Genomic DNA, 24,186 nt, shown 5'->3' on the forward strand with positions numbered 1-24,186 from the left:
TTCTTGCTATCACCCATATTTTTTGTCAAACAAATATGGAAAATAGCCTCAACTCAATTGTTTTAGTTGTTCGGCTAAACAAGTGAGCTGCTTAGTTGAATGATAACAAAACGATGAAAACTAGGAGAGATGATGAAAAACTGGAAACTAAAAACAGCCGCAGGTTTGCTGTTTTGTTTCACCGCAGCAGCGAATGTAAATGCTGCTGGTGGTAAATATAATAGCGTTCCTGAAATGGGAGAATCAGCAAAGGCTGCAATTGCTAATTATCAAGGAACAGAAGAAACTAAAGGTGTTAAATCACTTCATGATTATGTTGTTCAAGAAAGTGAGTTATTTGATTTCTTATTCCAGAACCACCCGATGTTTAAATATCACGAAGAGGGTAACCTCATCGGTGAATATCATATTAGTGACCGTGGTGAAGAGTATTTTGATACGGGTAACTCTCCTAAATATAGTGAGCGCGTTGGGCGTCCAAGTGCGGTTCAATATCGACTAGGTGCGAAGTCGACACTTGATTTCCCAAACAATTTTGTTGGCCCTGAGAAGTGTGGTGAGTGTCACGCGGTTCAGTATGAGAAGTGGCAACGCTCTCGCCACGCTAACGTGGTTCGATTCCCAAGTGAAATTACCGACAAAGAAGTACCAAATGGTGATCTAACTGCTCGTCTTTACGGTAGTGAAGCGGCAATGTTACCTGATGGCATCCAGCCTGATGATGTCTATGCAATCATCGGTACTCCACGTACTAAGTACGGTCTACTCGATAGCTATCTTGTTCGTGGTACCTACCATATCCGTGACGGTCTACTTTCTGAGGGTACAGGCAAGATGGTTGCCGGTGCTAACCAGTTCTCTCGTGGTTGGGCCGAGTGGTTAACTCCAGAGATGGCAAAGAAGATCAACAAGGTTATCCCTGAGTTCCCAACAACGATTGAAGGTTTTGGTGCTTCAGGTTCTCACCAGTGGGGCATGAGCTCTTATGGTGCTAAGTACGAAAAAGAGATGCTATTTCAGCCAGCGAGTTCGTACTGTGAAATGTGCCATACCTTCAAGTTTGACTTCCAAAACAAGGAGGAGTACTTCGCTGCCCTTGGTGATAGCAAGAAGTTACAAGAGCATACGATCTCTAAAGGTATCGCTTGTGAAGAGTGTCATGGAGCAGGTGGTCACCTGGATGGTGGTACCGGCGGTATGCAGTCTAACTGTGAGCGTTGTCACCAGCGTTTCAACTTCGTTGATGAGTTAGCTGACACCGAGAAAGGCCAAGAGAAGATGGAATACGCCTTTGGCGTGAAGATGAAGTCTGCTTGTCCATCTTGTGGTACTGAAGGTTCACAGATGTTTGCTTCTGCTCACTACGAGAAAGGCATGCGTTGTACGACGTGTCACGATCCACATGAAGTCACTGATGGTGATTTCCTATCAGGTTTCACTAAGCCTAAGCTGAAGAAAGATTGTGTTGATTGTCACGAAGCGCAAGCGACGATTGCAGACAACACAGATACTCATAGCAACCAAACTTGTCAGAGCTGCCACATGCCTGCCATGGGTAGCTGTGAAAACTTCACTGCGGTTCAGTTCCCGGATATGGCTGGCTTCGACGCTGTTCGTAAATCGCATATGTGGAAAATTGATATTCATCCAGAGCGCAAGACACTAAATCCACCAGAAGGTAAGCCACGTGATTCAGCTGTTAAAGGTTGGACTGTAGCTAAGAACGAAGAAGATCGTAACTACCTGGATCTTATGTGGTCATGTGCTCGTACCTCTGTATCTGATCATGACAACGTTGAGAACAAAGGTTGTCACAGCCCATTTCAGTCAGAGCTGGAAACCGGCATGCACTACAACGATCAGATGGAGATCTACGGTGAAGTGATGAAGTGGCAGACACCCGTTAAAGAGGTGTATGCACAGGTTGAACAGGCACTTGTTCGTATCGACCAGCTTCTTGAGGTGACTAAGTTACCAACTGAAGAGAAGACTCAGGTTCTGATGTTAGCTGAGAAGGCACAAGAGGCAGTCGATCTAATTAAGAAAGATGGTTCTTGGGGAGTACACGGTTTCCGTTACAGCCAGAAGCGTCTCGATGCTGCACTTACCTATGTTACACAGGCTCAGAAGATATTAGATGGCAATGGCTATTCAGCTAAAGCTAACTAATAACTGAGTTGTTACCCAGCTTCGACCATTGTAACCAGCAAGTCGATGGTCGAAGCAAATAAGAGAATCATTATGAATAAAGTACTTGGAATAATTATTTTAACTTTCTTTTTAGCTGCACTATCTCCAAATAGTTTTGCTGGGGGAGGTTCTGATATGGCTCCGGCTAAACATCATGAATTTCAACTTAACCATATCACCATGGTGGAAGCAGAAACGTTAGTAGGAAAGGAAGGTGTTTACTTTTTTGATGTCAATACATTGGAACTGTGGGCAGAGGGATATATTCCAGGTGCTATCTACTTCAATGTTAGAGATTGGAAAAAAATACTACCAGAAAATAAAGATGCTGTGATGGTTTTTTATTGTGCGAATCGTCTCTGTAATGCAAGTGAAATAGCGGCAAGAGCAGTCATGAAACTTGGCTATACCGGTGTAAGACAGATGCCAGATGGTATTTACGGGTGGAGGTTGTCAAATCGACAAACAGAAAGACCATAAAGTAGATGTTATTTCATCAAGCCAGATTAGACCTTAATTATCAAAGAGAAAATTATGAAAACGTTTAAGAAAAGTATCATCGCAATATCTTGCTTACCACTATTTTTATCTGTGCAATGCATGGCCGAGACGGAGTTGTTAGCCGATAGCAATAAAGAGTCCTATAGTATCGGAGCATCTTTTGGTAGCTATATTTCCAGCCAGTTATACAGCCAGTCGCAATTGGGAGCCGAGGTCGATGTTGATATCGTCGTTGAGGGGCTTCTCGATGCATTGAAAGGTCAGTCAAAACTATCTAATGAAGACATTGTCTCCTACCTCAATATCCGAGCCGAGCAGTTAAATACAGCTAAGGAAGAGAAGGATAAAGATCTTGCACTTAAAAACTTAGTTGCAGGTGAGAAATTTTTGGCCGAAAACAAAAAAAGTGCTGATGTTAGAACGACCGAGTCGGGCCTACAGTATGAAGTCATTAGTCAGGGGAGTGGCGCAAAACCACAAGCGAATGATGTCGTGACGGTTCATTACAAAGGCTACCTTATTGACGGCACTGAGTTCGACAACTCATACACACGTGATGAAGCGAATCGATTTTCACTGGTAACTGTGATTGAAGGTTGGCAAGAGGGGCTACAGCTGATGAAGGAGGGGGCTAAGTATAAGTTCAATATCCCTTCTGAGCTTGCCTATGGGGAGCGCCAGGTTGGCATGATATCTCCTAACTCAGCGTTAGTTTTTGAAGTTGAGCTCGTCAAGGTTGAAGCACCTGGTGAAAACGCTCATGGCATGGGCCTCAGTGGTATGGGGATGGGTGGCATGATGGGTGCTAATCCACATAAATAAGCACGACTATCGCAGTTAAAGAGAATAGCCATTATGAATATATTACTAATTAGTATTGTTGCGCTTTGTGTATTGTTACTAATGACTTTTTTTGGTCATCATACTTTATATAGAATTAAACATACGTCATTTTTTAGTGATTGTAATGAGCTCGACTCAAATCGTACTAAATATAGTCGTTCAAGCTTTTCATTTGTACTGTTATTAAACGTCACGGTTATTACCAGTGTTGTTACTGTCTACTCATATTTAGGCCGTTACAATGAAATTGATTTAGCAAGAGCAGATGTAAATGTCGATTATTTACTCGCTGCGGAAATAAACAGAGCAAGAAAACAGGCCAATGAGCAGCCGAACGATAAATCTGTGCTCATGGGCTTGGCCAGGGCATCAATGGATGGAGGATTATACCTCGAAGCTATTGAGGCTTTAGATGAGCTGTTGTTCTATATGGGTGACGATGCCGAAATTATCGGTTTAAAAGCTACAGCACTATATTATAAGAATCATCGTTCTATGACTAGTGAAGTTAAATTGCTGACTCAAAGTGCGCTAGCTTTATATCCGCATGACTTCAACACTAGAGTGTTGTTAGCTAATGACGCCTATATCAATCACAAGTATCAAGAAGCCATAAGTCACTGGCAAATTTTATTAAAGAATACTAAGCAGCCATTTAACCGCAATGCAATTGAGTTTGCGATTAATAATGCAAAGAAAAATCTATTTGCTAAAAAATAATTCTAAATATTAAAAATGAGTTCGCCTGATGGCGAATATCGGAGGATGCTGTGAGTGAAAATTTAGAGAGGCGGAGGTTCCTAAAGTGTTTAGGAGCTAGCTCTTTGATTATTGCACCACTAGGGTGTAGCTCTGTCGAAGAGGAGGGGGAGAGTGATCAGCCCCACTACACTATGGTGTTCGACCAAAATAAGTGTACTGGCTGCGGTGAGTGTAAGCTTGCCTGTACCACTGCAAATAATCTACCCGAAGGTAAGTCACGACTCCTGCTTGAGCAGCAGTCGGGTGGCGTAGTGGGTGAAGTATGCCCACATTGTGGAAAAACCGATTGTGACTGTCAGCGCAAATATGTGCGAGTTTCTTGTCAGCAGTGTAAAAACGCACCTTGTGTCACTGTATGTCCAACAGGTGCTGCGCATCGTGATGAGAAAACAGGCATCGTCACTATGGACGCCAGTAAGTGTGCAGGTTGTAAATACTGTATCGGAGCTTGTCCATACGATGCTCGTTTTATCAATAAAGAGACTGATGTTGCTGATAACTGTGATTTTTGTTTGAACTCAAAACTGTCTAAAGGTGAACTCCCTGCCTGTGTTCAAGCTTGTCGGTACGATGCACTGATTTTTGGTGATCTCAATGATCCAAACTCCTATGTAAGTAAGTTGCTCAGAGTGAAAGATGCAGTTCGAATGAAGCCAGGCTTCGGAACTGAACCTAGTTTGCGCTACATACCCATAGTTAAGTTAGGAGTGTAATAATGGACGGTAGTATTGAATTTACCATGGGGCTATCTCAAGGGATCGCCTGGCCTTGGCCGATTGCTGTTTACCTGTTTTTTGCCGGGATCTCTGGTGGTGCACTGTCTGTTGCACTATTTATCCGATTCTATAAGCAGCAAACGGAGAATACAGCATTTCTAAAAGCGGCATCTTTAATGTCGCTGGTAACGATATCACTCGGGATGTTATGTCTGGTATTGGATTTGACTAATCCGTTGTTTTTCTGGCGAATACTTGTCTTCTATAACCTTAACTCTGTCATGTCTATTGGTGTGATTGCGTTATCGGCTTATATACCGTTAGTTGCCCTCGTGACGCTGTTTGCACTCGAAGATGAGATCAGGAAGTTTCCAGCGTTGCGCTTCCTGTTGCCTGTCATCGCAAAGTTGCGTGGAGTGCGTGCCCCATCGGAGAAGGTGGTACTGCTGCTAGCCCTGTCAGTGTGTGCCTATACCGGCTTCCTGATCTCGGCTCTGATCCGCTTCCCGATTATTAACACCTCAGTATTGCCGGCACTCTTTGTTGCATCGGGACTTTCTGCTGGTGCTGCAGCGGCTAAAATGTTGGCTGTTGGCCTGTTCAAAGAGGAGCTACACAGTAGTGATATGAAGGTTTTACATGGTATTGAGTGGCCAATTATGGCTGCCGAAATCCTGTTTATCTTTATGCTTGCTATGTCTCTGTTTACAGGTAATGCCGGTATGCAGAGTGCCTTTACTGCTTTCCATAGTGGTACTTGGGCGAGTGTCTTCTGGATTGGCATTATCGGAATCGGCTTTGTCGGCCCACTGCTCTTGAACTTTGCTACAAGTAAAGCATTTAGCCATTCGGCTAAGGCGCTTTATATGTCTGGTATGTGTGCGGTTGTCGGCATGATGTGTCTGCGTCTGTTTATCATCTACGCCGGTCAAAACCATGGCATCTAGTTTGTTAAGGGTTTGAGCTAAGTGCGAAGCCATTTTTAGTGAGTAGTCCTTTCCCCTATGTGTGTCCCCTGGATGGTCATATAGGGAATAGGGCGAAAGCAAAGCTATGGTGTTTTGCTGGTCAATTTTGATTGGAAATAATAGTGAATTTGTCATCGGTGTGCGTCCCCCTAAACGTATTCATCGATGTGATTAACCCTGTTTGCATTAGCCATTATTGATTGAATTAAACTAGCTGTGAGTAAGCCGGCTCCTGTTGAATCGCCCCTGCAAGGTTACAACCGGAGCTTGGCCTGAAAGCATCACTGGAGAAAATATGAAAAAGATAATCTGTTTATTGTTCCTGCTTCCTCTGCTTCTGGCTTGTACTCAAGGCGCTGAAGATGTTCCACAAGCTAAAGCCGAGGCAATTGAAAAGCATGAGCGATGTCACCTATGCGGGATGATGATCACTAAATACCCGGGTCCAAAGGGGCAGGTTCATCTGAAAGGGCAATCGGTTGTGCCTAAGTTCTGCTCTACCCGGGATATGTTTAATTTCTCACTGCAGGCCGAAAACAAACGGCAAATCTCAGCGTTGTTTGTCCATGATATGGGGGCGACGGATTGGGAGCAGCCTGGTGATGATGCCTTTATCGATGCCTTTATCGATGCCAAAACGGCCTGGTATGTATACGGTACCAGCAAAAAAGCAGTCATGGGACCAGCAGTAGCCAGCTTTAAGCGTCAGTCTCAGGCGGTGAAGTTTGCCCAGGAGTTTGGCGGTGCCGTTCTGCCGTTTGAGCAGGTCGATCTTGCCCTGTTATCCGGCGAATAACAGATAGTAATTCGATGATGATTTTTGTGAAAAACGCCCTCCTTCGTCAAATGCTCAGAGATAGGTGTCACTGTCATGGCTTCAAACTCATGTTTGCGCTTCTGACTCTGTTCTTACTTATGCTGACAGCTCTCCTCTTCTCTTCGGTGAGTTTTGCGGCGGCCTATAGCGTTAGCGACTCCGAGGGGCTTAAGGCACAGCTGGCTCAGTCCCGCCCAGGAGACTCAATTTTACTGCGCGCCGGAATATATTCCGGGCAGTTTGAGATCCACCATGGGATCACATTAACGGGCGAGAAGGGTGCTGTCATCGATGCTCAGGGCCTGGGCAGTGCCATTACCATATTTGTTTCTGATGTGACTATTTCTAATCTTGAGATCCAGAACTGGGGGGGAGATCTTTACGAACGAGACTCCGGTATCTTGATCCAGGATCTCGCTCATCGAACCAAGATCGAATCGAATCGCCTAACTGGTCGCGGTTTCGGTGTTTGTGCCGAAAATTCGGCGAATATTACCGTCTCTGACAATATTATCTCCGGCGATCCCGAGCGTCATAAATTAGACAGAGGCGATGGTATCCATCTAAAGAGGGTTGAGTCACCAGTGATAGAAGGCAATAAGATCTTCCATGTCAGAGACGGGGTATATATCGAGGCTGGCAAACATAGCCTGATTTTTGATAATCAATTTTCCGAGCAGCAATACGGTATTCATTATATGTATTCAAAGCGTGATGAGGCCTATGGCAATGAGGCGGTAGATGTCGATGGCGGCTACGCCCTGATGAGTTCGGAAAATATCAATCTATATCACAATCGTGTCAGCCGGGCTAAAGAGTTCGGGGTGCTACTCAACATGACTCACAACTCGGTCGTTTCCTCAAATCGGGTATCGGATGCACATAACCCTCAAGGAAAAGTAGAGCTTGGCAATGAAGGTAAAGGGATCTTTGTTTATGGTGCCTTAGATAATGAGATCAGGCATAACCTCTTTTCGACCAGTGATATAGGTATCTATATGGCAATGGGAGGTGAGGGCAATCTTGTCTATGGCAATCAATTTGTGAATAACAGAACCCAAGTTAAATATGTGGGTGAGCAACTATTGGAGTGGAGCCGTGACAGCAGAGGTAACTACTGGAGTGGGTATATGGGCTGGGACAGTAACAGGGATGGCATAGCCGATAATCCCTATCGACCCAATGATGGCTTAGATAAACTTTTTTGGCTCTATCCTGAGGCTCGCTTCTTAATGAATAGCCCGGTGGTGGCTCTGCTTCGATGGGTGCAGAGCCAATTTGAATTCGGTGAACCTAATGGCATTGTAGACAGCTTTCCTCTGATCTCTGCCGATATGGAGTTATGTGTTTTATGTTGAGTGAAGTTCCGATAAAGCTGACCGATATTGTCCTCAAATATGATGATTTCACAGCTCTGGACGGTGTCAGTTTTGAGGTGGAAGCAGGGCAGACTATGGCCCTACTTGGTCATAACGGTGCAGGGAAATCCAGTATAATCAAAGTTATACTCGGGTTGATCGCTCCCAGTTCAGGTTCTGTAAAAATTATGGGAAAGAGCGCCCAATCATCTCATCTCCAGCATAAAGTCAATCTTGGCTATCTGCCAGAAGATGTGAGTTTTTACGACAAGCTAACCGGTAGGGAGGTGCTGAATTACTTTGCTGCCCTTAAGCGGGTTCGTCCAACGCGTGTCGCCGATCTTATCGATGAGTTTGGGCTTGGTTATGCTCAGGACAGACAGCTTAAGACCTACTCGAAAGGGATGAAGCAGCGCTTAGGGGTGGCACAGGCCATACTGTCAGAGCCTGGAATTCTACTGCTCGATGAGCCCACTGTCGGGCTCGATCCTCAAGCTTCTCAATTTCTCTATGGAAAGATTAATCAGTTGAAAAACAGTGGGTGCGCCGTGGTAGTGAGCACTCACGAACTGCCCCTTGTCGAGTCTCATATGGATAGCGCCTTGATAATGTCGAAGGGGAGACGACTCGCACAGGGAACGAGTTCTGAGTTGAGTGCCGGAAGTTCGTTAAAGGCCAAGATTGATTTTGGCGAACTGACTTCGTTGGTTGAGCGTGACCACTACTTGAGGCGGTTTTTTATCGACGGCCGATTACAGGTCGAGTCGGGTCAAAAGCAACACATGATTAAATACTTAGTATCACAATGTCAGATCTTCGACTTCACCATAGATGAACCAAAGCTGGAAGATATTTACCATGACTTGATGGTGCATCCCCTTTTGGACCAGCCTGCGCAGTAATAAAGAGTGTATATGAACAGATTTACATCCCCCGTATTGATTATCGCCAGTAAAGAGATCTGTGATAGTTCCCGAAATCGTTGGTTAGCTTTCATGGGTAGCATCTTCCTGTTGCTCTCCTTGAGTGTAACCTTTGCCGGCAGTGCCGTTACCGGAAGTCTCTACCTTCCGGAGCTTGCCAGCCTGATGAGTAGCCTGTCGACTATATCGGTATTTATCATCCCTTTAGCGGCGATCTTACTCAGTTATGATAGTTTCGTCGGTGAAGATGAGTCTGGTACCTTGCTCCTGCTGCTCTCCTACCCTCTGACCCGATTACAGATCCTCTGTGGAAAATTACTCGGACATATGACTGTCATGCTATTGGCAACCAGTTTTGCGTTTGGAGTTACTGCAATATTGCTGCTGTTAATTGGCGAGCAATATCAAGTTGCCGAGTTAATCGGTGCATTTGCTCAGTTTCTGCTAAGTAGCAACTTATTGGCCTTGACCTTTATTTTATTCAGCTACATCGTCAGCCTTAAAAGCACTGAGAAGGCCAAGGCGGTGGGCACCCTGCTGCTGGTGTGGTTTCTGTTTGTACTTATCTATGATCTGTTACTACTGACTATTTTGGTTTCAGATCTCTCCTTTGCGAATCAATATGTTGTAAATATCTTAATTGCATTGAGTCCGACCGATCTCTATCGGGCCATAAACCTGATGGCTATCGAGGGGGGCGATGGGAGAGGAAGTCTTGCAATGCTCACAGAGACCGACTGGGGACTGCCTGGGATGTATGTCCTGATGTTGTTATGGATAGCGCTGTTAAGTTGGATCTCCCATGGAATTTTTAAGCGTAAACGCCTCTGAGTTTGCTTTGGAGATGACAGAGGGAATCTATGGGATGACTGCAATTACCTATTGCAAATATGAACTTAACTGGGGGAATTGTCGATTCGAGTTTTGAGTATATTTACCTGCTCTTAACCTCGAATATCATTAAATTCTAAATTTGTGAACATCACCTTTAAATATGGAGGGGAACACTACAAATTTTGAGTGAATTATCACATTCTCCTCTACTGCTTAATTGTAAAATTTAGACTCTTGGTAAAGTGATAAATAAAGCAATAAGCATAGAAAATTAGTAGGGGTTAATGGTGTTAAAAATCACTCCTTATCTGGAGTTAGATACAGAAGCCAATCATTTAGTTGATCACGTCAATGGCAAGAATATCAGCCTGACTTTCTCTGAGTCAGCGGTACTGAACTGCTTGCTGCTCTCTTCCAACTCCGTCTGCTCTAAAGATGAGTTACTCGGTGCTGGTTGGCCCGATCGTGTCGTTGCTACAACATCGTTAACTCAGTGTATCAGTACGCTGCGTAAGAAACTCGACCCCTATAGAGAGGTGCAACTAAAAACTGTTGCGCGTCGTGGTTATCAGCTGCATATAGCGACACAATCCCATGTGAAAATGTTGGCCGTGAATGATGCCGAGTCTATGCGAGCCGCTATTGTCGATGTCTCACTGGTGGTAAAAGTTTCGGGCATCCTGCTTGCGTTATTTTTGGTGCTACTTGTCTGGTATTTTAGTGATTATCACAAGGTAAGTCAGAAATTGTCTCTTTGGAGCGCCGATAAACGGGTTGAGCTCAAAATTGGTGGGATCACCGGAGATGCGCGACTGCTTTATAAAGATGATGCTCCCCACTTACATCCATCCATGTGGGAAAAGCATCTCGATTCTGATGGTGATTACCTCGCCTCCTACCCAGGCTTCAATGCTTTTGTGGCGACCGATGGTACAAATTACTCAATGGCCATCTGTCCGGACAGTGATAAAGAGCAGTGCTCCGGAAATGGATTGATCAATATCACCTCCGTCGACTCTGAGCCAGCCGGTTTAAATATGAAAGATTTTGCCGAGTTGTCGAAAAAGATGGAGCAGAGAATACGCTATAACCGCATCATGCTGCCTGAGGGTGAAGAGGGCGTCGGAGCCCTGATCGAGCACCACTATCACGCCGATGTCTACTTTCCTGTGAAAGGGGAGCTGCTGATCAGGTCTGATATCAGCATGTCTCTTATCTATGATTCGGACACTACGGGTGAATTTCACTCCTCGACCTGTATTACCGACGAAGATTGTCTGACCACACCGATAAAGTACAAGATTAGGGGCAAGTTTAAGCAATACAGCGAGACAATTGATAATCTGAAAATTGATGCTTTTCAGGTGAGCGTACAGCAGAAAGATCTGATTAAACCCGAGCGACTCAATGCTTCGGCGGTTCCCTTCTATCGAGATCTGAGAAAGCGTGATATTAAGGACGAAGAACTCTACTTTTTCCGCATATATCAGGATGATAAGACCGCGGTATGGATAACACCCCTCTTTGGTCAGGTTACGGCCTGGTACAAATATGACCAGGTAGATATCTGATATCTATTGGATGGTTCCCATTTGGCCTGTGAAGCCCGTATCGATTACGGGCTTTTTTGTATGTGGCTGTTGCACTTTCATGGCCGCAGTAACCTTCTATGCTTACAAGCGCTCTGACGTCCCCCATAACCCTCATAAGTCTCTCATAAGCCACTGAGCCCTCTTGTAATAGCGACAAAAGCAATCATTAAGTACTTTCCTTGTCCGGTGATAGATTTATCTCCTCCATGTTTTCACTCCTTATATGTCTGCCTTGTTACCTATCTCACTTCTGAACCTTATTGTGACCCACTCAAGATTTTGCTCGCTTCTTCATCAACTTTTGACCCTAAACAGAACTAAAAGAACGATTTTTATTTCTAAAATGATATTTTTTGAAATGTTTAACCTACTGAATTCAATTGTAAATATTGGTTTTACATCTGATTGAATCTGATGTTTTTTTAAGTGTGCTTTGAAGCAAATTTTTACTGTTTTTTATATGGAAAATAGATGTTGCTCAGTTGTTTAGGTCAATCGGTGAACGGTTAGATTCAAAAAAGCATGTTTATAAAGGCATGCCAAAAACATGAAAAATAAAACAATGATAAGTAGGAGTGAATGATGAGACGATGGAAACACAAGGTAGCATTAAGTGTGCTGTTTTGTTTTGGTGCCATTGCCAATGCGAACGCTGCCGGAAAGTATGACAGCATACCTCAAATGGGAAAAACGGCTAAAGAGTCGATTGCTAATTACCAGGGAACAGAGAGGATCAATGGCGTAAAAACGCTGCAAGATTATATTGTCCAAGAGGAGGAGTTGTTCGACTTCCTTTTCGAAAATCACCCGATGTTCAAATACCAGGAGTCAGGAAACCTAGTCGGTGATTACCACATCAGTGATCGTGGTGAAGAGTATCTCGATACAGGACACAGCCCTTCATACAGTAAAGGTGTAGGTAAGCCTCGCGCGGTTCAGTATCGCTTAGGTGCCAAGTCTATCTTAGATTATCCAAACAACTTCGTTGGTCCTGAAAAGTGCGCCGAATGTCATGCGACTCAATATGAGAAGTGGCAACGTTCGCGTCATGCAAAAACAATTCGTTTCCCAGGTGAGCACCCTGAGGTCGACAACGACCTAGAGCAAACCATGTATGGCACTAAAGATACCTCTATCTTACCAGACGGTGTTACACCGGATGCTATCTATGCAACCGTTGGTACGCCACGTACCAAGTATGGTTTTATCGATGCATGGCTGGTACGTGGTACTTATCATATCGAAGGCGGTCTACTTAAAGATGGCACAGGTAAAATGGTTGCCGGTGCTAACCAGTTCTCTCGTGGTTGGGCCGAGTGGTTGACGCCTGAAATGGCAAAGAAAATTAACGACGTTATTCCAGCATTTCCAACGACTATTGAAGCCTTCGGCGCTTCAGGTTCACACCAGAAAGGGATGAGCTCATACGGTGCAAAGTACCGTGAAGCTATGTTGTTCCAACCTGCCAGTTCTTATTGTGAAATTTGTCATACCTTTAAGTTTGATTTCCAAAGCAAGCAAGAGTACTTCGATGCTCTAGGCGACCCGAAGAAGTTGCAAGAGCATACCATCAGTAAGGGTATTGCTTGTGAAGAGTGTCATGGCGCAGGTGGTCACTTGGATGGTGGTACCGGTGGTATGCAATCTAACTGTGAACGTTGTCACCAGCGCTTCCAGTACGATCCTACTCTTCAAGATACACCAGAAGCTCAAGAGAAAGGTGAGTATGCATTTGGTGTGAAGATGAAGTCACTATGTCCATCTTGTGGTACCGAAGGTTCTCAGATGTATAACTCTGAGCACTATGAGAAGGGTATGCGTTGTACTACCTGTCACGATCCGCACGAAGTGACTGACGGTACTTGGATGTCTGGTATCACTAAGCCAAAGCTTAAGAAAGACTGTCAAGACTGTCATGAAGCTCAAACGCTGATTGCCAGCAACACAGACACTCACAGCGAACAGACGTGTCAAAGCTGTCACATGCCAAACATGGGTAGCTGCGAAAACTTCAAGGCGATGCAGTTCCCTGATCAAGCTGGTTTCGACGCAGTGCGTAAGTCACACATGTGGAAGATTGACGTAGACCCAGTGCGTAAGACAATTAACCCACCTGAAGGTGAGCCTCGTACACAGGGCCCTGATGGCGGTAAAGGTTGGACCGTTGCTAAGAACGAAGAGGGTCGTAGCTACTTAGATCTAATGTGGTCTTGTGCACGTACCGCTATCTCTGACCATGATGTGGTTGAGAACAAAGGCTGTCACAGCCAGTTCCAGTCTGAACTTGAAGTAGGCCTACATTACGAAGACCAGAAAGAGATCTACGGTGAAGTAATGAAGATGCAAACACCTGTTAAAGAGGTTTATGCCAAGGTTGAGCAAGCGCTTGAGCGTATCGACCAGCTACTCGAAGTCACTAAGCTGTCTGTTGAAGACAAGACTCAGGTTCTAATGCTTGCAGAGAAAGCAGAAGAGACTGTCAATCTGGTTAAGAAAGATGGCTCTTGGGGTGTTCACGGGTTCCGTTATACCCAGAAGCGTCTCGATGCTGCACTTACTTATGTAACACAAGCGCAAAACATCTTAGACGGCACGGGTTACGCGGCTAAATAAGGCTTGCTGACTCATTAGCAAAACCTATCCCGGTATCTCAGAAGATTGAGGTATCGGGGTAAACAAGAGAATTAATTATGAAGAAAGCACTGGGTCAAATTGTTGTTTCACTCACTTTACTGTTAAGCGCTGCAACTTGTTTTGCCGGAGGCGGTTCGGATATGGCACCGGCTCCCCACCAAGACGTTCAGTTAAACCCGATCTCAATGACAGAGGCCGAAACATTGGTGGGTAAAGAGGGTGTCTACTTTTTTGATGTTAATACGCTTGAGCTTTGGGCTGAAGGGTATATTCCAGGTGCTATCTATTTCAACGTTAAAGATTGGAAAAAACTACTTCCAGAGAATAAAGATACCGTGATGGTTTTTTACTGCGCCAACCGTCTGTGTAACGCCAGTGAAATCGCGGCAAGAGCCGTAATGAAGCTTGGGTATACCGGAGTACGACACATGTATGACGGGATATATGGGTGGCGTTTAGCAAACCGAGTGACGGAAAAACCATAACAGATAGATGTGCAGTAAAGCTCAGTATTAAAGATGTTTGACTAAATTAAGAGAAAATTGATATGAAAAAATTTACTAAAAGTTCACTCGCTGTGATCACTGGTCTCTCTCTGTTTGTATCTGGTTACAGCATCGCTGATGACGACACCTCCTCAGATGTGCAACAACAGTCTTATAGCATAGGCGCTTCGCTGGGTAAGTATGTTTCCAGTCAGATATATAGCCAAAAGCAGTTAGGTGCCGAGGTCGATGTCGACTTAGTGGTAAAAGGCGTGATCGATGCGCTTAAAGGGGAGCAGAAATATTCGGATGAAGAGATATTAACCTTTCTCAATCAGCGTGCCGAGCAGCTAAATGCAGCCCGTGAGGCCGAAGATGCGCGCATCGCCCTTAAGAACATGACTGAAGGTAGCGCATACCTTGCCAGTAACAAGAAGAGTGACAAGGTTACGGTCACCGAATCTGGCCTGCAATACGAAGTCATCACCATGGGAGAGGGGCGTAAGGCGAACCCAGAAGATGTGGTAACGGTTCACTATAAGGGGCTGTTAATCGACGGTACCGAGTTTGATAACTCCTACGAACGTGATGAGCCGAACCGCTTCGCCTTGATGAGTGTGATCGAAGGTTGGCAAGAGGGGATCCCATTAATGCCAGAGGGGTCAACATTTAAGTTCACCATTCCATCTGAACTTGCCTATGGCAAGAAACAAGTGGGCATTATCCCACCTAGCTCCATCTTAGTTTTTGAGGTTGAGTTAGTCAAAGTTGAAGAGCCTGGTGAGAACTCTCACGGTATGGGCCTGAGCGGAATGGGGATGGGAGGCATGATGGGGGGGGGAAAAGCCCACTAACAATAACAGGATTTCAATGACAGAAATTCGACACGTTTAATTCGTTTTTAGAGAGCCACTATGAATAGTCTTGCTATCGGTATTGGGGTAACACTTTGTGCTTTTATAGCACTGATCTGGCGACATCATCTCCGGTGTCTCAATCAAGGGGTCATTCATATTGCAAAGCAGTCAAATGCATGTGATAGCGAAGTGATAACACCATCTTTAGATATAAAGATACCTGTGCTGCTATCCATAGTGCTCCTTTTTTCGAGCGTATCACTTTACTCGCAACTGGGTCACTTCAGTGACTGGGATAAAGGGAGCGTAGATGAACATATTGATTACCTGATCACCGCAGATATCAATAAAAATGCAAAAACAGTTAATGAGCAACCAAACAATGAAATTGCATTATTAAATTTGGCTCAATCTTATGCCGATGGTGGGCTTTATTCAGATTCAGTGAAAACCTTCGATGAACTACTTCAGTTAACGGGTGATGATGCCGGTATTTTGGGCATGAAAGCCAATGCCATGTACTACCGTGATAACCGGGCGATGAGTCTCGATATCGATCTCGTTATCGCCAGAGCACTCGCTATCGATGAATATGAATTTCAGTCCAGATTACTGCTAGCGACTCACGGATACCTTAATGGAAATTATGAAGAAGCCATTAAGCAGTGGGAGTTGTTACTCAAGAGTGATAGCCAAAGTTTTAATAGAGACTCAATTAATAATGCAATTTTACGAGCCGAGCAAAAAATAGCTAATCGTTCAGTGACTGCATCTGAGTAGAGTCACGTTAAACCAAATAAATATAAAACAGATCAGCAGAATAGCTGATAGATGGAGGATGCTGTGAGTGAAAACATAGAGAGACGGAGGTTCCTTAAGTGCTTAGGAGCCAGCTCTTTGATAATAGCGCCCTTAGGGTGCAGTTCGGTCAAAGAGAAGGAGTCAGATGCAAACAAGCCCCATTATGCGATGGTGTTTGATCAAAATAAATGCACTGGCTGTGGTGAGTGTAAAGAGGCCTGTAATTTAGCGAATAACTTACCCGAGGGTAAGTCCAGGTTGCTGTTGGAGCAACATTCTGGTGGGCTAGAGGGGCAGCCTTGCCCACACTGCGGTAAAACAACTGAATGTGGTTGTGAACGTAAGTTCGTTCGAGTTTCATGCCAGCAGTGTAAAAATGCCCCCTGTGTCACCGTATGCCCAACTGGCGCTGCGCACCGGGATGAGAAAACCGGTATCGTAACTATGGATGCGAGCAAATGTGCCGGTTGTAAATATTGTATCGGTGCTTGTCCTTACGATGCGCGCTTTATCAATAAAGAGACCGATGTTGCCGATAATTGCGATTTTTGTCTACACAGCAAACTGGCGATTGGCGAGCTACCGGCCTGCGTTCAGAAGTGTCGCTATGATGCATTGATCTTTGGTGATATCAACGACCCGACATCCTATGTCAGTAAGTTGCTAAGGGTAAAAGACTCTGTTCGTGTGAAGCCTGGATTTGGTACTGAGCCAAGTCTGAGGTACATACCTATTGTTAAGCTGGGGGTATAGAGATGGATGGTTCAATGGAATTCACTATGGGGCTATCTGATGGTATCGCCTGGCCCTGGCCCATCGCGGTTTACCTGTTCTTTGCAGGGATATCGGGTGGGGCGATAGCAACAGCGATATTTATTCGTTTCTATAAAGGTCAGACTGAAAATACGCCTTTTTATAAAGCGGCTGCACTGATCTCGTTTGTGACCATCAGCTTAGGTATGTTGTGCCTGGTGCTCGATTTGACCAATCCACTGTTCTTCTGGCGGATACTGGTTTACTACAACCTTAACTCAGTGATGTCGATAGGTGTTATTGCACTGACAGCGTATATTCCGCTAGTGGCCTTAATCACCCTATTCGCTTTCGAAGATGAGATCCGTAAGATCCCTGCATTGGGCATGTTACTGCCAGTGATTGATAAGCTAAAAGGAGTGCGTCGCCCATGTGAGGTTGCAGTACTGATTTTAGCTATGGCGGTGTGTGCGTATACCGGCTTCCTTATCTCGGCGCTTATTCGTTTTCCTATCATCAACACCTCTGTATTGCCGGCGCTATTTATTGCGTCTGGTATTTCAGCCGGTGCAGCAAGTGCGAAAATGCTGGCTGTATCTATGTTTAAGGAGGAGATGCACAGCCAGGATATGAAGCTTCTACATGGGGCCGAATGGCCAATCATGGCAGCCGAGATCCTATTTATCTTTATGATAGCTATGTCTCTGTTTACCGGTAATGCTGGTATGCAAAGCGCGTTCTCTGCTTTCCATATAGGTGACTGGGCCGGCGTATTTTGGCTTGGGGTTGTAGGGGTAGGATTTTGTGGCCCGCTACTACTTAACTTTGCAACGAGTAAGCGTGTTAGCCACTCAGCGCAAGCCTTCTATGCATCAGGTGTCTGTGCTGTCACAGGTATGATGTGCCTGCGACTATTCATCATCTATGCGGGTCAGAACTTTGCGATTTAATGTGGAACTGTAATTGAACCTCACTCCTGATACACCGCCCTGCAAGGTTTGTATCAGGAGCCTGGTCAACAATTACTGCTATACCGACTCACGCCTTATCGTTTTTTCCCTGCAAGGTATCGATAAGGTGTTGAGTGCTATTCCATCACCTCTTATCGAATTGGAAAATGTATGAAAAAGCTTATTCTCATCTTGTTGGTTATCCCGGTTCTTTTTGCATGTAGCCGAGGTGATGCCGTTACTAAGTCGGTAGAGGCCCAAGCTATTCATGATCATGAGCGTTGTCACCTGTGTGGCATGATGATAACGAAATACCCGGGTCCTAAGGGGCAGTTACAGCTAAAAAGTGAAGAGATAGTCCCTAAGTTTTGTTCTACCAGAGATATGTTCAACTTCTCTCTTCAGCCTGAGAATCAACGTCAGATCACCGCTCTTATGGTCCATGACATGTCGGCAACCGACTGGGCGCATCCGGATGATAAGCACTTTATCGATGCGACTCAGGCCTGGTATGTATATGGGACCAGCAGAAAAGCAGTGATGGGACCTGCTGTCGCCTCGTTCGCCACCGAAGAGGGGGCTGTTCAATTTGCTAAAGAGTTTGGGGGAGCCGTTTTAGGCTATGAGCAGATCACCCTCGAGCTACTTCTCGGCGAGTAACCGCCTATGTTTCGCATCTGCCTTTTGGCTGTTATTTTTGGCTTCTCCGCTCTCTCCCAAGCCGGAAGTGCCACGGTATTCGATACCGAAAGCCTTAGGTTAGAGTTAGAGCATGCCAATCCGGGCGATCACATCATACTCAACCCTGGTCTATATGAAGGCCGGTTCGACATAGAAAAGCCTCTCTCCCTTTCCAGCCGCGGTGGTAGCACTATTGATGCACAGGGAGAGGGAAGTGCTATCACCATCCACTCATCTGGTGTAGAGATCTCAGGGCTCACCATAGAGCACTGGGGAAACGATCACTACGAGCGAGACTCGGGTATCTTGGTGATGGCGGGCAGCGATGATGTCAGCATCAATAATAACCGGCTATCCGGAGACGGTTTCGGCATCAGAGCCGATGAGCTAAATCGGATCAAGATCAATGACAATATTGTCACAGGCAACGCTTCGCTATATAAGCTAGATCGGGGCGATGGCATCCATCTTGACCATGTCGTCGGGGCTGAGGTGTGGGGCAATGTCATCTCTCACGTCAGAGACGGTGTCTATATAGAGTCTGGAAGTCACAGCAAGGTAGCCGGTAATCGCTTCTTCGAGCAACAGTATGGCATTCACTATATGTACTCCAGCATGGATGAAGCCTTCAACAATCAAAGTTATCGTGTCGATGGTGGGTATGCTCTGATGAGTTCAAAGCAGATCCATCTGCACAGCAATCAGGTCTGGGATGCCGTCGATTTTGGTATCCTGCTTAATATGAGCCAGGATTCGGTCATTGAGGGCAACCGAGTCGAGCAGATCCTTAATCCTGATGAGAATCCGGTTCAGGGTAAAGAGGGAAAGGGGATCTTCATCTATGGTGCCAGAGATAATCGGGTCGTCGGAAATCGTTTTTCACTTTGCGATATCGGTTTCTATATGGCCATGGGCGGTGAAGGAAATCTGGTCTATGAAAATCAGTTTGTCGATAACTTCAGTCAGGTTAAATATGTAGGCGATAAGCTACTTGAGTGGAGTAAAGATGGACGTGGAAACCACTGGAGCGGATATCTGGGGTGGGATCACAGTTCTGACGGTATTGGCAATAGCCCGTATCGCCCAAATGATAATATCGATAGGCTATTCTGGCTCTACCCGGAAGCGAATTTCTTGATGGGAAGTCCGATAGTGATGGTGCTTAGATGGGTGCAGAGACAGTTTGAGATTGGTGAGCCCAGCGGCATTATCGATAGCTACCCTCTTCTTAATTTTACTCCCCCATTCGATTTCGAGTTTGGCGTTCCTCATTGAAAGTTGAAGGTTACTCAGGAGGCAAGATGAATACTGCTGTTTCTGCCAGAAATATAAGCCACAATTTTGGGGCTGATGTTGCACTCGATGATGTGAGTTTCGAGATGAAACAAGGGCAAACGATGGCGTTGCTCGGTCATAACGGTGCAGGTAAATCTACCCTGATAAAGATCTTGCTCGGTTTGATCACACCTACTGGAGGTGTGATCAATATTTTAGGGCGGAATATAAGAAAAAATACCAGTCGTTCGGACCTGAAGTTAGGGTACCTTCCTGAAAATGTGAGCTTTTATGATAAGTTGACCGGCGAGGAGATTTTAACCTATTTTGCTGAGCTCAAGGGGGTAGGAAAAAACAGAGTCTGTGAATTAATAGAGGAGTTTGGTTTAGGTTATGCCAAAGACAGGGCATTAAAAACCTACTCTAAAGGGATGAAGCAAAGGTTAGGCTTTGCCCAGGCGATTCTCTGTGAGCCGGAGTTATTGCTGCTCGATGAGCCTACCGTCGGATTAGATCCCGTTGCCTCTCAATTTCTCTATGGAAAAATTGATGAGCTCAAGCGGCTTGGCTGTGCTGTTATTGTCTGTACCCATGAATTATCACTCATTGAAAACAATATCGATACCGCCCTTATCTTAGGTAAGGGTCGGTGTCTGGCATCCGGGAACCTCGGCGAACTCAGATATGAGAGTCGGTTAAAAACAAGGTTAACCTCTCCTTCATTAGCTGCGTTGGTGAATGACAGCGAGCGATTAGCCTCTCTTTATACCGATAATGCGCTGTTGCTGGATAGCGAGAGCAAGCAAGATGTCGTTCAATATTTAACTGCCGAGTGTGGTCTGTTTGATTTTGCTCTGAAAGAGCCGGGTTTAGCCGAGATCTATCATTTTCATATGCAGAAGTATTCTCAGCTTGGAGTCGTTAGTTAATATGTTATTTCACTCATCAGTATTGGTCATCGCTAAAAAAGAGATCCGGGATAGCCTGAGGAATCGATGGGTAACCTTTATCTCGCTTATTTTTTTGCTTCTCTCTCTTAGTGTTACGTTTGCAGGTAGTGCCGTTGTTGGTCAATTGGCGTTGCCGAAGTTGGATGCCCTGATATCGAGTCTATCTACAATTTCTGTATTTATTATTCCGTTAGCGGCAATGTTAGTCAGTTACGATGCCTTCATTGGGGAGGATGAGTCCGGGACTCTACTGTTATTACTCTCCTATCCACTGTCCAGGTTTCAAATTTTATCGGGTAAGCTTATCGGGCACAGTGTGATTATGAGTTTTACTATCAGTTTCGCTTTTGGACTGACAGCTGTGCTCTTGCTTATATTCGGTGATAACTATGACGTTGCCGCCACAGTCGGTCAGTTTAGTCAGTTTATTTTGACCAGCATATTACTCGCGATCACGTTTATTTTACTGGGCTATATTGTCAGCTTAAAAGCGACTGAAAAAGCTAAGGCGGTTGCGACGGTTCTGTTTGTTTGGTTTCTGTTCGTGCTTATCTATGATCTCTTGCTGTTGACGCTATTAGTTGCCGATATTTCATTCTTTAATCAGTATATTATCAATGTCTTAATTGCACTAAATCCTACGGATCTGTATCGCGCAATTAATCTTATCGGTACCGATGCGAGCAAGGGGAGCCTTGCTACATTATCTGCATCGGGTTGGGGAAAAATCGCGCTTTATCTTGTAATGGGTTTGTGGGTTTCAGGTTTGATGCTTGTTGCTAACTTCGTGTTTAAACGTAGGCAGCTATAGTGATTCACTTCGTTCGATTAACAGATGTAAAATGGCTTGAAACGCTTTATAACCGAGCTTTACTAAAGGTTATTTTTTCTTGGGTGAAATGAGTTTCAGGTTTGTCTTGTTGTCTTTATGTAAACGATTAAATGCTATATATGTGAGCGTGGGCGTCTCGATATTTTATATCTGATTTGATTTTGGAGTACAATCACATTTTTCCATTATTATATTAAGTAAACTATCAATAAGTTCATTGCTAACTCATTGATGTTAATTGATTCATAGAGGTTCAAGGTGCTAAAAATTACTCCTTATTTGGAGTTAGATGAAGAGGCTAAGCAATTAGTTGATCATGCTAATAATGTGACCGTTACATTGACAGTATCAGAGTCTGCTGTCTTACATCTGCTATTACTCTCTTCTAGCTCTGTCTGTACCAAAGAAGATCTTCTCGCAGCAGGCTGGCCCGATCGCGTGGTTGCAGCAACATCTTTAACTCAGTGCGTCAGCACCCTAAGAAAGAAGCTTGAACCCTATCCTGAAGTGATGTTGAGAACGATTGCCGGACGTGGTTATCAGTTGAATGTGTCCACACGTTCTCATATTAAGATGCTTGCGGTTAACGATGCTGAGTCTGTACGTGCGGCTATCGTAGATGTATCGCTGCTGGTTAAGTTCAGTGGCATAGTCATAGCGTTAATGATTGGTTTGTCTGTTTGGTATTTCAGTGATTACCATGGGGTCGTACAAGACACGGCTAGCTGGAATGCGGATAAGTCTATCGAACTGAATATCGGTGGCGTTAAGCAAGATGTTCAGTTGTTGTATAAAGATAATGTCGCACATCTGCACCCCTCTATGTGGCAGAAGCATTTAGCACCGGAAGTGAACCACTTAACTCATTTGAACAAGTTTAATGGTTTCGCGCTGACGGATGGTAATTACTACTCTATGGCCGTGTGCCCCGATGCCGATGACAAGAGTTGTTCCGGCAAGGGGTTGATCAACATTACAGCGATCGACCCGACTCCCGCCGGGTTAAATATGAAAAATTTTGCGGCATTAACCAAAAAGATGGAGCAAAGGATCCGCTATAACAGGGTCATCATTCCTCATAATGAGCCGGGAACCAGCGGTTTTGTTGAACATCATTATCACGCCGATGTTTACTATCCGGTTCAGGGCAATATGTTGGTTAGATCCGATATCAGCCTGTCGCTCATCTATGAGGGAGAAGACTCAGGTAAGTTCTATTCCGCTGCTTGTATCACTGATGAAGAGTGTGCAACTACGCCGATTAAATACAAGATAAAAGGTAAGTTTAAGCAGTATGCAGAGCAGATTAACGGCCTGGATGTCGATGTTTTTCATGTCAGGGTTGGTCAGAAAGAGCTGATCAAACCAGATAAGGTGAGCTCATCTGCGATGCATTTTTATCGCGAAATAAGAAAGCATGAGATAGTTGAAGAAGACCTCTACTTCTATCGGGTCTATAAAGATACTGACACGGCGGTGTGGATAGTGCCAATTCTGGGCAATCTTGTTGCCTGGTATGAGTATGATAAAGTCAAACTCTAGGATCTAGTTTAGAGAGCGGCTGAAAGCGCCTGCGAGTTCGGGCTACGCCTTACGAGAAAAAAGCATTGGCTCTTTTCTCGTAGCGAAGCGTTCTCGTTACTCGTAGTGAGCTTGCGAACGCCTTCAGAATCTTTACTTAATAAACGCGAAGGCATCGCCGTAGAGGTGATCTTCTTCCAGTCCCATAGTGCGGAACAGTTCCCGCGCCGTTCCCACCATATCGAAACGACCCGCGATATAGATGTCATAGCCATTGAGGCTGACAAAGTCAGTCCTTATCTGATCCAGAAGGTTAGCTTGCTTTCCCTTCCAGTCATCATTGGCCTGCTCGAGTACAGGTACAAAATGCATCCATGGATGAGCATCATGCCATTCCCGTGCGATAGTCTCGTAATACATGGCATCCTGAGTCCGGCAACCCCAGTAGAATGTAGTTTCCACTTGCAGGTCTAATGCTATCTGATGCTCAACGATACTCTTGATATAGGAGAAGCCGGTACCGCCTGCAATCATGAGGCGCGGGCGTTGACTTTCATGACGCAGATGAGCATCACCGCCAGGTACTTCAACTTCAATAGTGGCGTTGTTTTGTAAACACTCTTGCATACGATCTACGACCTGCATCGGGTAGCTTTCACTCACTGCGGCACCGATATGTAGCTCAATATGTTCGGCATCGGGTGCCGAAGCGATCGAGAATGGACGCTTGTCTTTTTCATCCATAACGACGCAAAGATACTGGCCAGCCTTAAAGTCAAAAGCTGTTTCAGGCTTCAGAATGATCTGATAAACCGCCTCATTAAATGGGGTGACTTGTTCTATCTTACAGCGAATCGTTTTCATCTAACGTCCTTTTAATGCCCCTCTGTGGAGGCTTGTAATAATCGTTTTGGCTAATCTTGTTTAAGATCTCAGACTATAA

Annotated in this window: 23 protein-coding genes; 22 read left to right on the plus strand and 1 reads right to left on the minus strand. The window is 44.9% G+C overall.

Features of this window, described 5'->3' with window-relative positions; genetic code table 11:
- Positions 1 to 132: 132 nt before the first annotated feature.
- From SSED_RS02540 to SSED_RS02645, 22 genes are all read left to right on the plus strand, one after another.
- Positions 133 to 2,169 carry a cytochrome c3 family protein gene (locus SSED_RS02540; protein WP_012140832.1) on the plus strand — a complete coding sequence of 679 codons (2,037 nt, stop codon included), beginning with the start codon at positions 133 to 135 and terminating at the stop codon, positions 2,167 to 2,169.
- A gap of 72 nt (positions 2,170 to 2,241) precedes the next feature.
- Complete coding sequence (locus SSED_RS02545; protein ID WP_041421504.1) at positions 2,242 to 2,670, plus strand: rhodanese-like domain-containing protein; 429 nt, start codon at positions 2,242 to 2,244, stop codon at positions 2,668 to 2,670.
- 54 nt (positions 2,671 to 2,724) lie between these two features.
- Positions 2,725 to 3,513, plus strand: a complete 789-nt coding sequence (locus SSED_RS02550; protein ID WP_012140834.1) for an FKBP-type peptidyl-prolyl cis-trans isomerase — start codon at positions 2,725 to 2,727, stop codon at positions 3,511 to 3,513.
- Between the two features lie 33 nt (positions 3,514 to 3,546).
- Positions 3,547 to 4,254: a tetratricopeptide repeat protein gene (locus SSED_RS02555; protein ID WP_012140835.1), complete on the plus strand. Its 708-nt coding sequence runs from the start codon at positions 3,547 to 3,549 to the stop codon at positions 4,252 to 4,254.
- Between the two features lie 50 nt (positions 4,255 to 4,304).
- Complete coding sequence (locus SSED_RS02560) at positions 4,305 to 5,009, plus strand: 4Fe-4S dicluster domain-containing protein (protein WP_012140836.1); 705 nt, start codon at positions 4,305 to 4,307, stop codon at positions 5,007 to 5,009.
- Between the two features lie 2 nt (positions 5,010 to 5,011).
- Positions 5,012 to 5,959, plus strand: coding sequence for an NrfD/PsrC family molybdoenzyme membrane anchor subunit (gene nrfD, locus SSED_RS02565; protein WP_012140837.1), 948 nt, complete (start codon positions 5,012 to 5,014; stop codon positions 5,957 to 5,959).
- A 316-nt stretch (positions 5,960 to 6,275) separates the two neighbouring features.
- Complete coding sequence (locus SSED_RS02570) at positions 6,276 to 6,776, plus strand: nitrous oxide reductase accessory protein NosL (RefSeq protein WP_012140838.1); 501 nt, start codon at positions 6,276 to 6,278, stop codon at positions 6,774 to 6,776.
- A 119-nt stretch (positions 6,777 to 6,895) separates the two neighbouring features.
- Entirely contained in the window at positions 6,896 to 8,155 is a 1,260-nt protein-coding gene (nosD, locus tag SSED_RS02575) for a nitrous oxide reductase family maturation protein NosD (RefSeq protein ID WP_041421926.1), read from the plus strand.
- Complete coding sequence (locus SSED_RS02580) at positions 8,149 to 9,057, plus strand: ABC transporter ATP-binding protein (RefSeq protein ID WP_012140840.1); 909 nt, start codon at positions 8,149 to 8,151, stop codon at positions 9,055 to 9,057. The genes nosD (SSED_RS02575) and SSED_RS02580 overlap by 7 nt, the downstream gene beginning before the upstream one ends.
- Positions 9,058 to 9,069: 12 nt before the next feature.
- A complete protein-coding gene (locus SSED_RS02585; protein ID WP_012140841.1) occupies positions 9,070 to 9,909 on the plus strand; it encodes an ABC transporter permease in 840 nt (279 codons plus the stop codon).
- 290 nt (positions 9,910 to 10,199) lie between these two features.
- Positions 10,200 to 11,483, plus strand: a complete 1,284-nt coding sequence (locus SSED_RS02590) for a winged helix-turn-helix domain-containing protein (RefSeq protein WP_012140842.1) — start codon at positions 10,200 to 10,202, stop codon at positions 11,481 to 11,483.
- 603 nt (positions 11,484 to 12,086) lie between these two features.
- The gene (locus SSED_RS02595) at positions 12,087 to 14,117 is read left to right on the plus strand and encodes a multiheme c-type cytochrome (RefSeq protein ID WP_012140843.1); all 2,031 of its coding nucleotides are present in this window, start codon (positions 12,087 to 12,089) and stop codon (positions 14,115 to 14,117) included.
- A gap of 77 nt (positions 14,118 to 14,194) precedes the next feature.
- Complete coding sequence (locus SSED_RS02600; protein WP_012140844.1) at positions 14,195 to 14,623, plus strand: rhodanese-like domain-containing protein; 429 nt, start codon at positions 14,195 to 14,197, stop codon at positions 14,621 to 14,623.
- Positions 14,624 to 14,685: 62 nt separating this feature from the next.
- Positions 14,686 to 15,477: an FKBP-type peptidyl-prolyl cis-trans isomerase gene (locus SSED_RS02605; protein WP_012140845.1), complete on the plus strand. Its 792-nt coding sequence runs from the start codon at positions 14,686 to 14,688 to the stop codon at positions 15,475 to 15,477.
- 60 nt (positions 15,478 to 15,537) lie between these two features.
- Positions 15,538 to 16,260 carry a tetratricopeptide repeat protein gene (locus SSED_RS02610; protein ID WP_012140846.1) on the plus strand — a complete coding sequence of 241 codons (723 nt, stop codon included), beginning with the start codon at positions 15,538 to 15,540 and terminating at the stop codon, positions 16,258 to 16,260.
- Positions 16,261 to 16,323: 63 nt separating this feature from the next.
- Complete coding sequence (locus SSED_RS02615; protein ID WP_012140847.1) at positions 16,324 to 17,034, plus strand: 4Fe-4S dicluster domain-containing protein; 711 nt, start codon at positions 16,324 to 16,326, stop codon at positions 17,032 to 17,034.
- Positions 17,035 to 17,036: 2 nt separating this feature from the next.
- Positions 17,037 to 17,984 (plus strand): NrfD/PsrC family molybdoenzyme membrane anchor subunit, encoded by a 948-nt coding sequence (gene nrfD, locus SSED_RS02620; protein ID WP_012140848.1) that lies wholly within the window; start codon positions 17,037 to 17,039, stop codon positions 17,982 to 17,984.
- A gap of 171 nt (positions 17,985 to 18,155) precedes the next feature.
- Positions 18,156 to 18,644 (plus strand): nitrous oxide reductase accessory protein NosL, encoded by a 489-nt coding sequence (locus SSED_RS02625; RefSeq protein ID WP_012140849.1) that lies wholly within the window; start codon positions 18,156 to 18,158, stop codon positions 18,642 to 18,644.
- Between the two features lie 6 nt (positions 18,645 to 18,650).
- On the plus strand, positions 18,651 to 19,940 hold the full coding sequence (gene nosD, locus SSED_RS02630; protein ID WP_012140850.1) for a nitrous oxide reductase family maturation protein NosD: 1,290 nt from the start codon (positions 18,651 to 18,653) through the stop codon (positions 19,938 to 19,940).
- Between the two features lie 26 nt (positions 19,941 to 19,966).
- A complete protein-coding gene (locus SSED_RS02635; protein WP_012140851.1) occupies positions 19,967 to 20,869 on the plus strand; it encodes an ABC transporter ATP-binding protein in 903 nt (300 codons plus the stop codon).
- Position 20,870: 1 nt separating this feature from the next.
- Entirely contained in the window at positions 20,871 to 21,701 is an 831-nt protein-coding gene (locus SSED_RS02640; protein ID WP_012140852.1) for an ABC transporter permease, read from the plus strand.
- Between the two features lie 279 nt (positions 21,702 to 21,980).
- Complete coding sequence (locus tag SSED_RS02645) at positions 21,981 to 23,264, plus strand: winged helix-turn-helix domain-containing protein (protein WP_012140853.1); 1,284 nt, start codon at positions 21,981 to 21,983, stop codon at positions 23,262 to 23,264.
- 132 nt (positions 23,265 to 23,396) lie between these two features.
- Here the strand turns inward: SSED_RS02645 and fre are convergent, their stop codons facing one another.
- The gene (gene fre / locus SSED_RS02650) at positions 23,397 to 24,107 is read right to left on the minus strand and encodes an NAD(P)H-flavin reductase (protein ID WP_012140854.1); all 711 of its coding nucleotides are present in this window, start codon (positions 24,105 to 24,107) and stop codon (positions 23,397 to 23,399) included.
- Between the last annotated feature and the right edge of the window lie 79 nt (positions 24,108 to 24,186).

The sequence above is a fragment of the Shewanella sediminis HAW-EB3 genome (assembly GCF_000018025.1).
GTDB classification, from domain to species: domain Bacteria; phylum Pseudomonadota; class Gammaproteobacteria; order Enterobacterales; family Shewanellaceae; genus Shewanella; species Shewanella sediminis.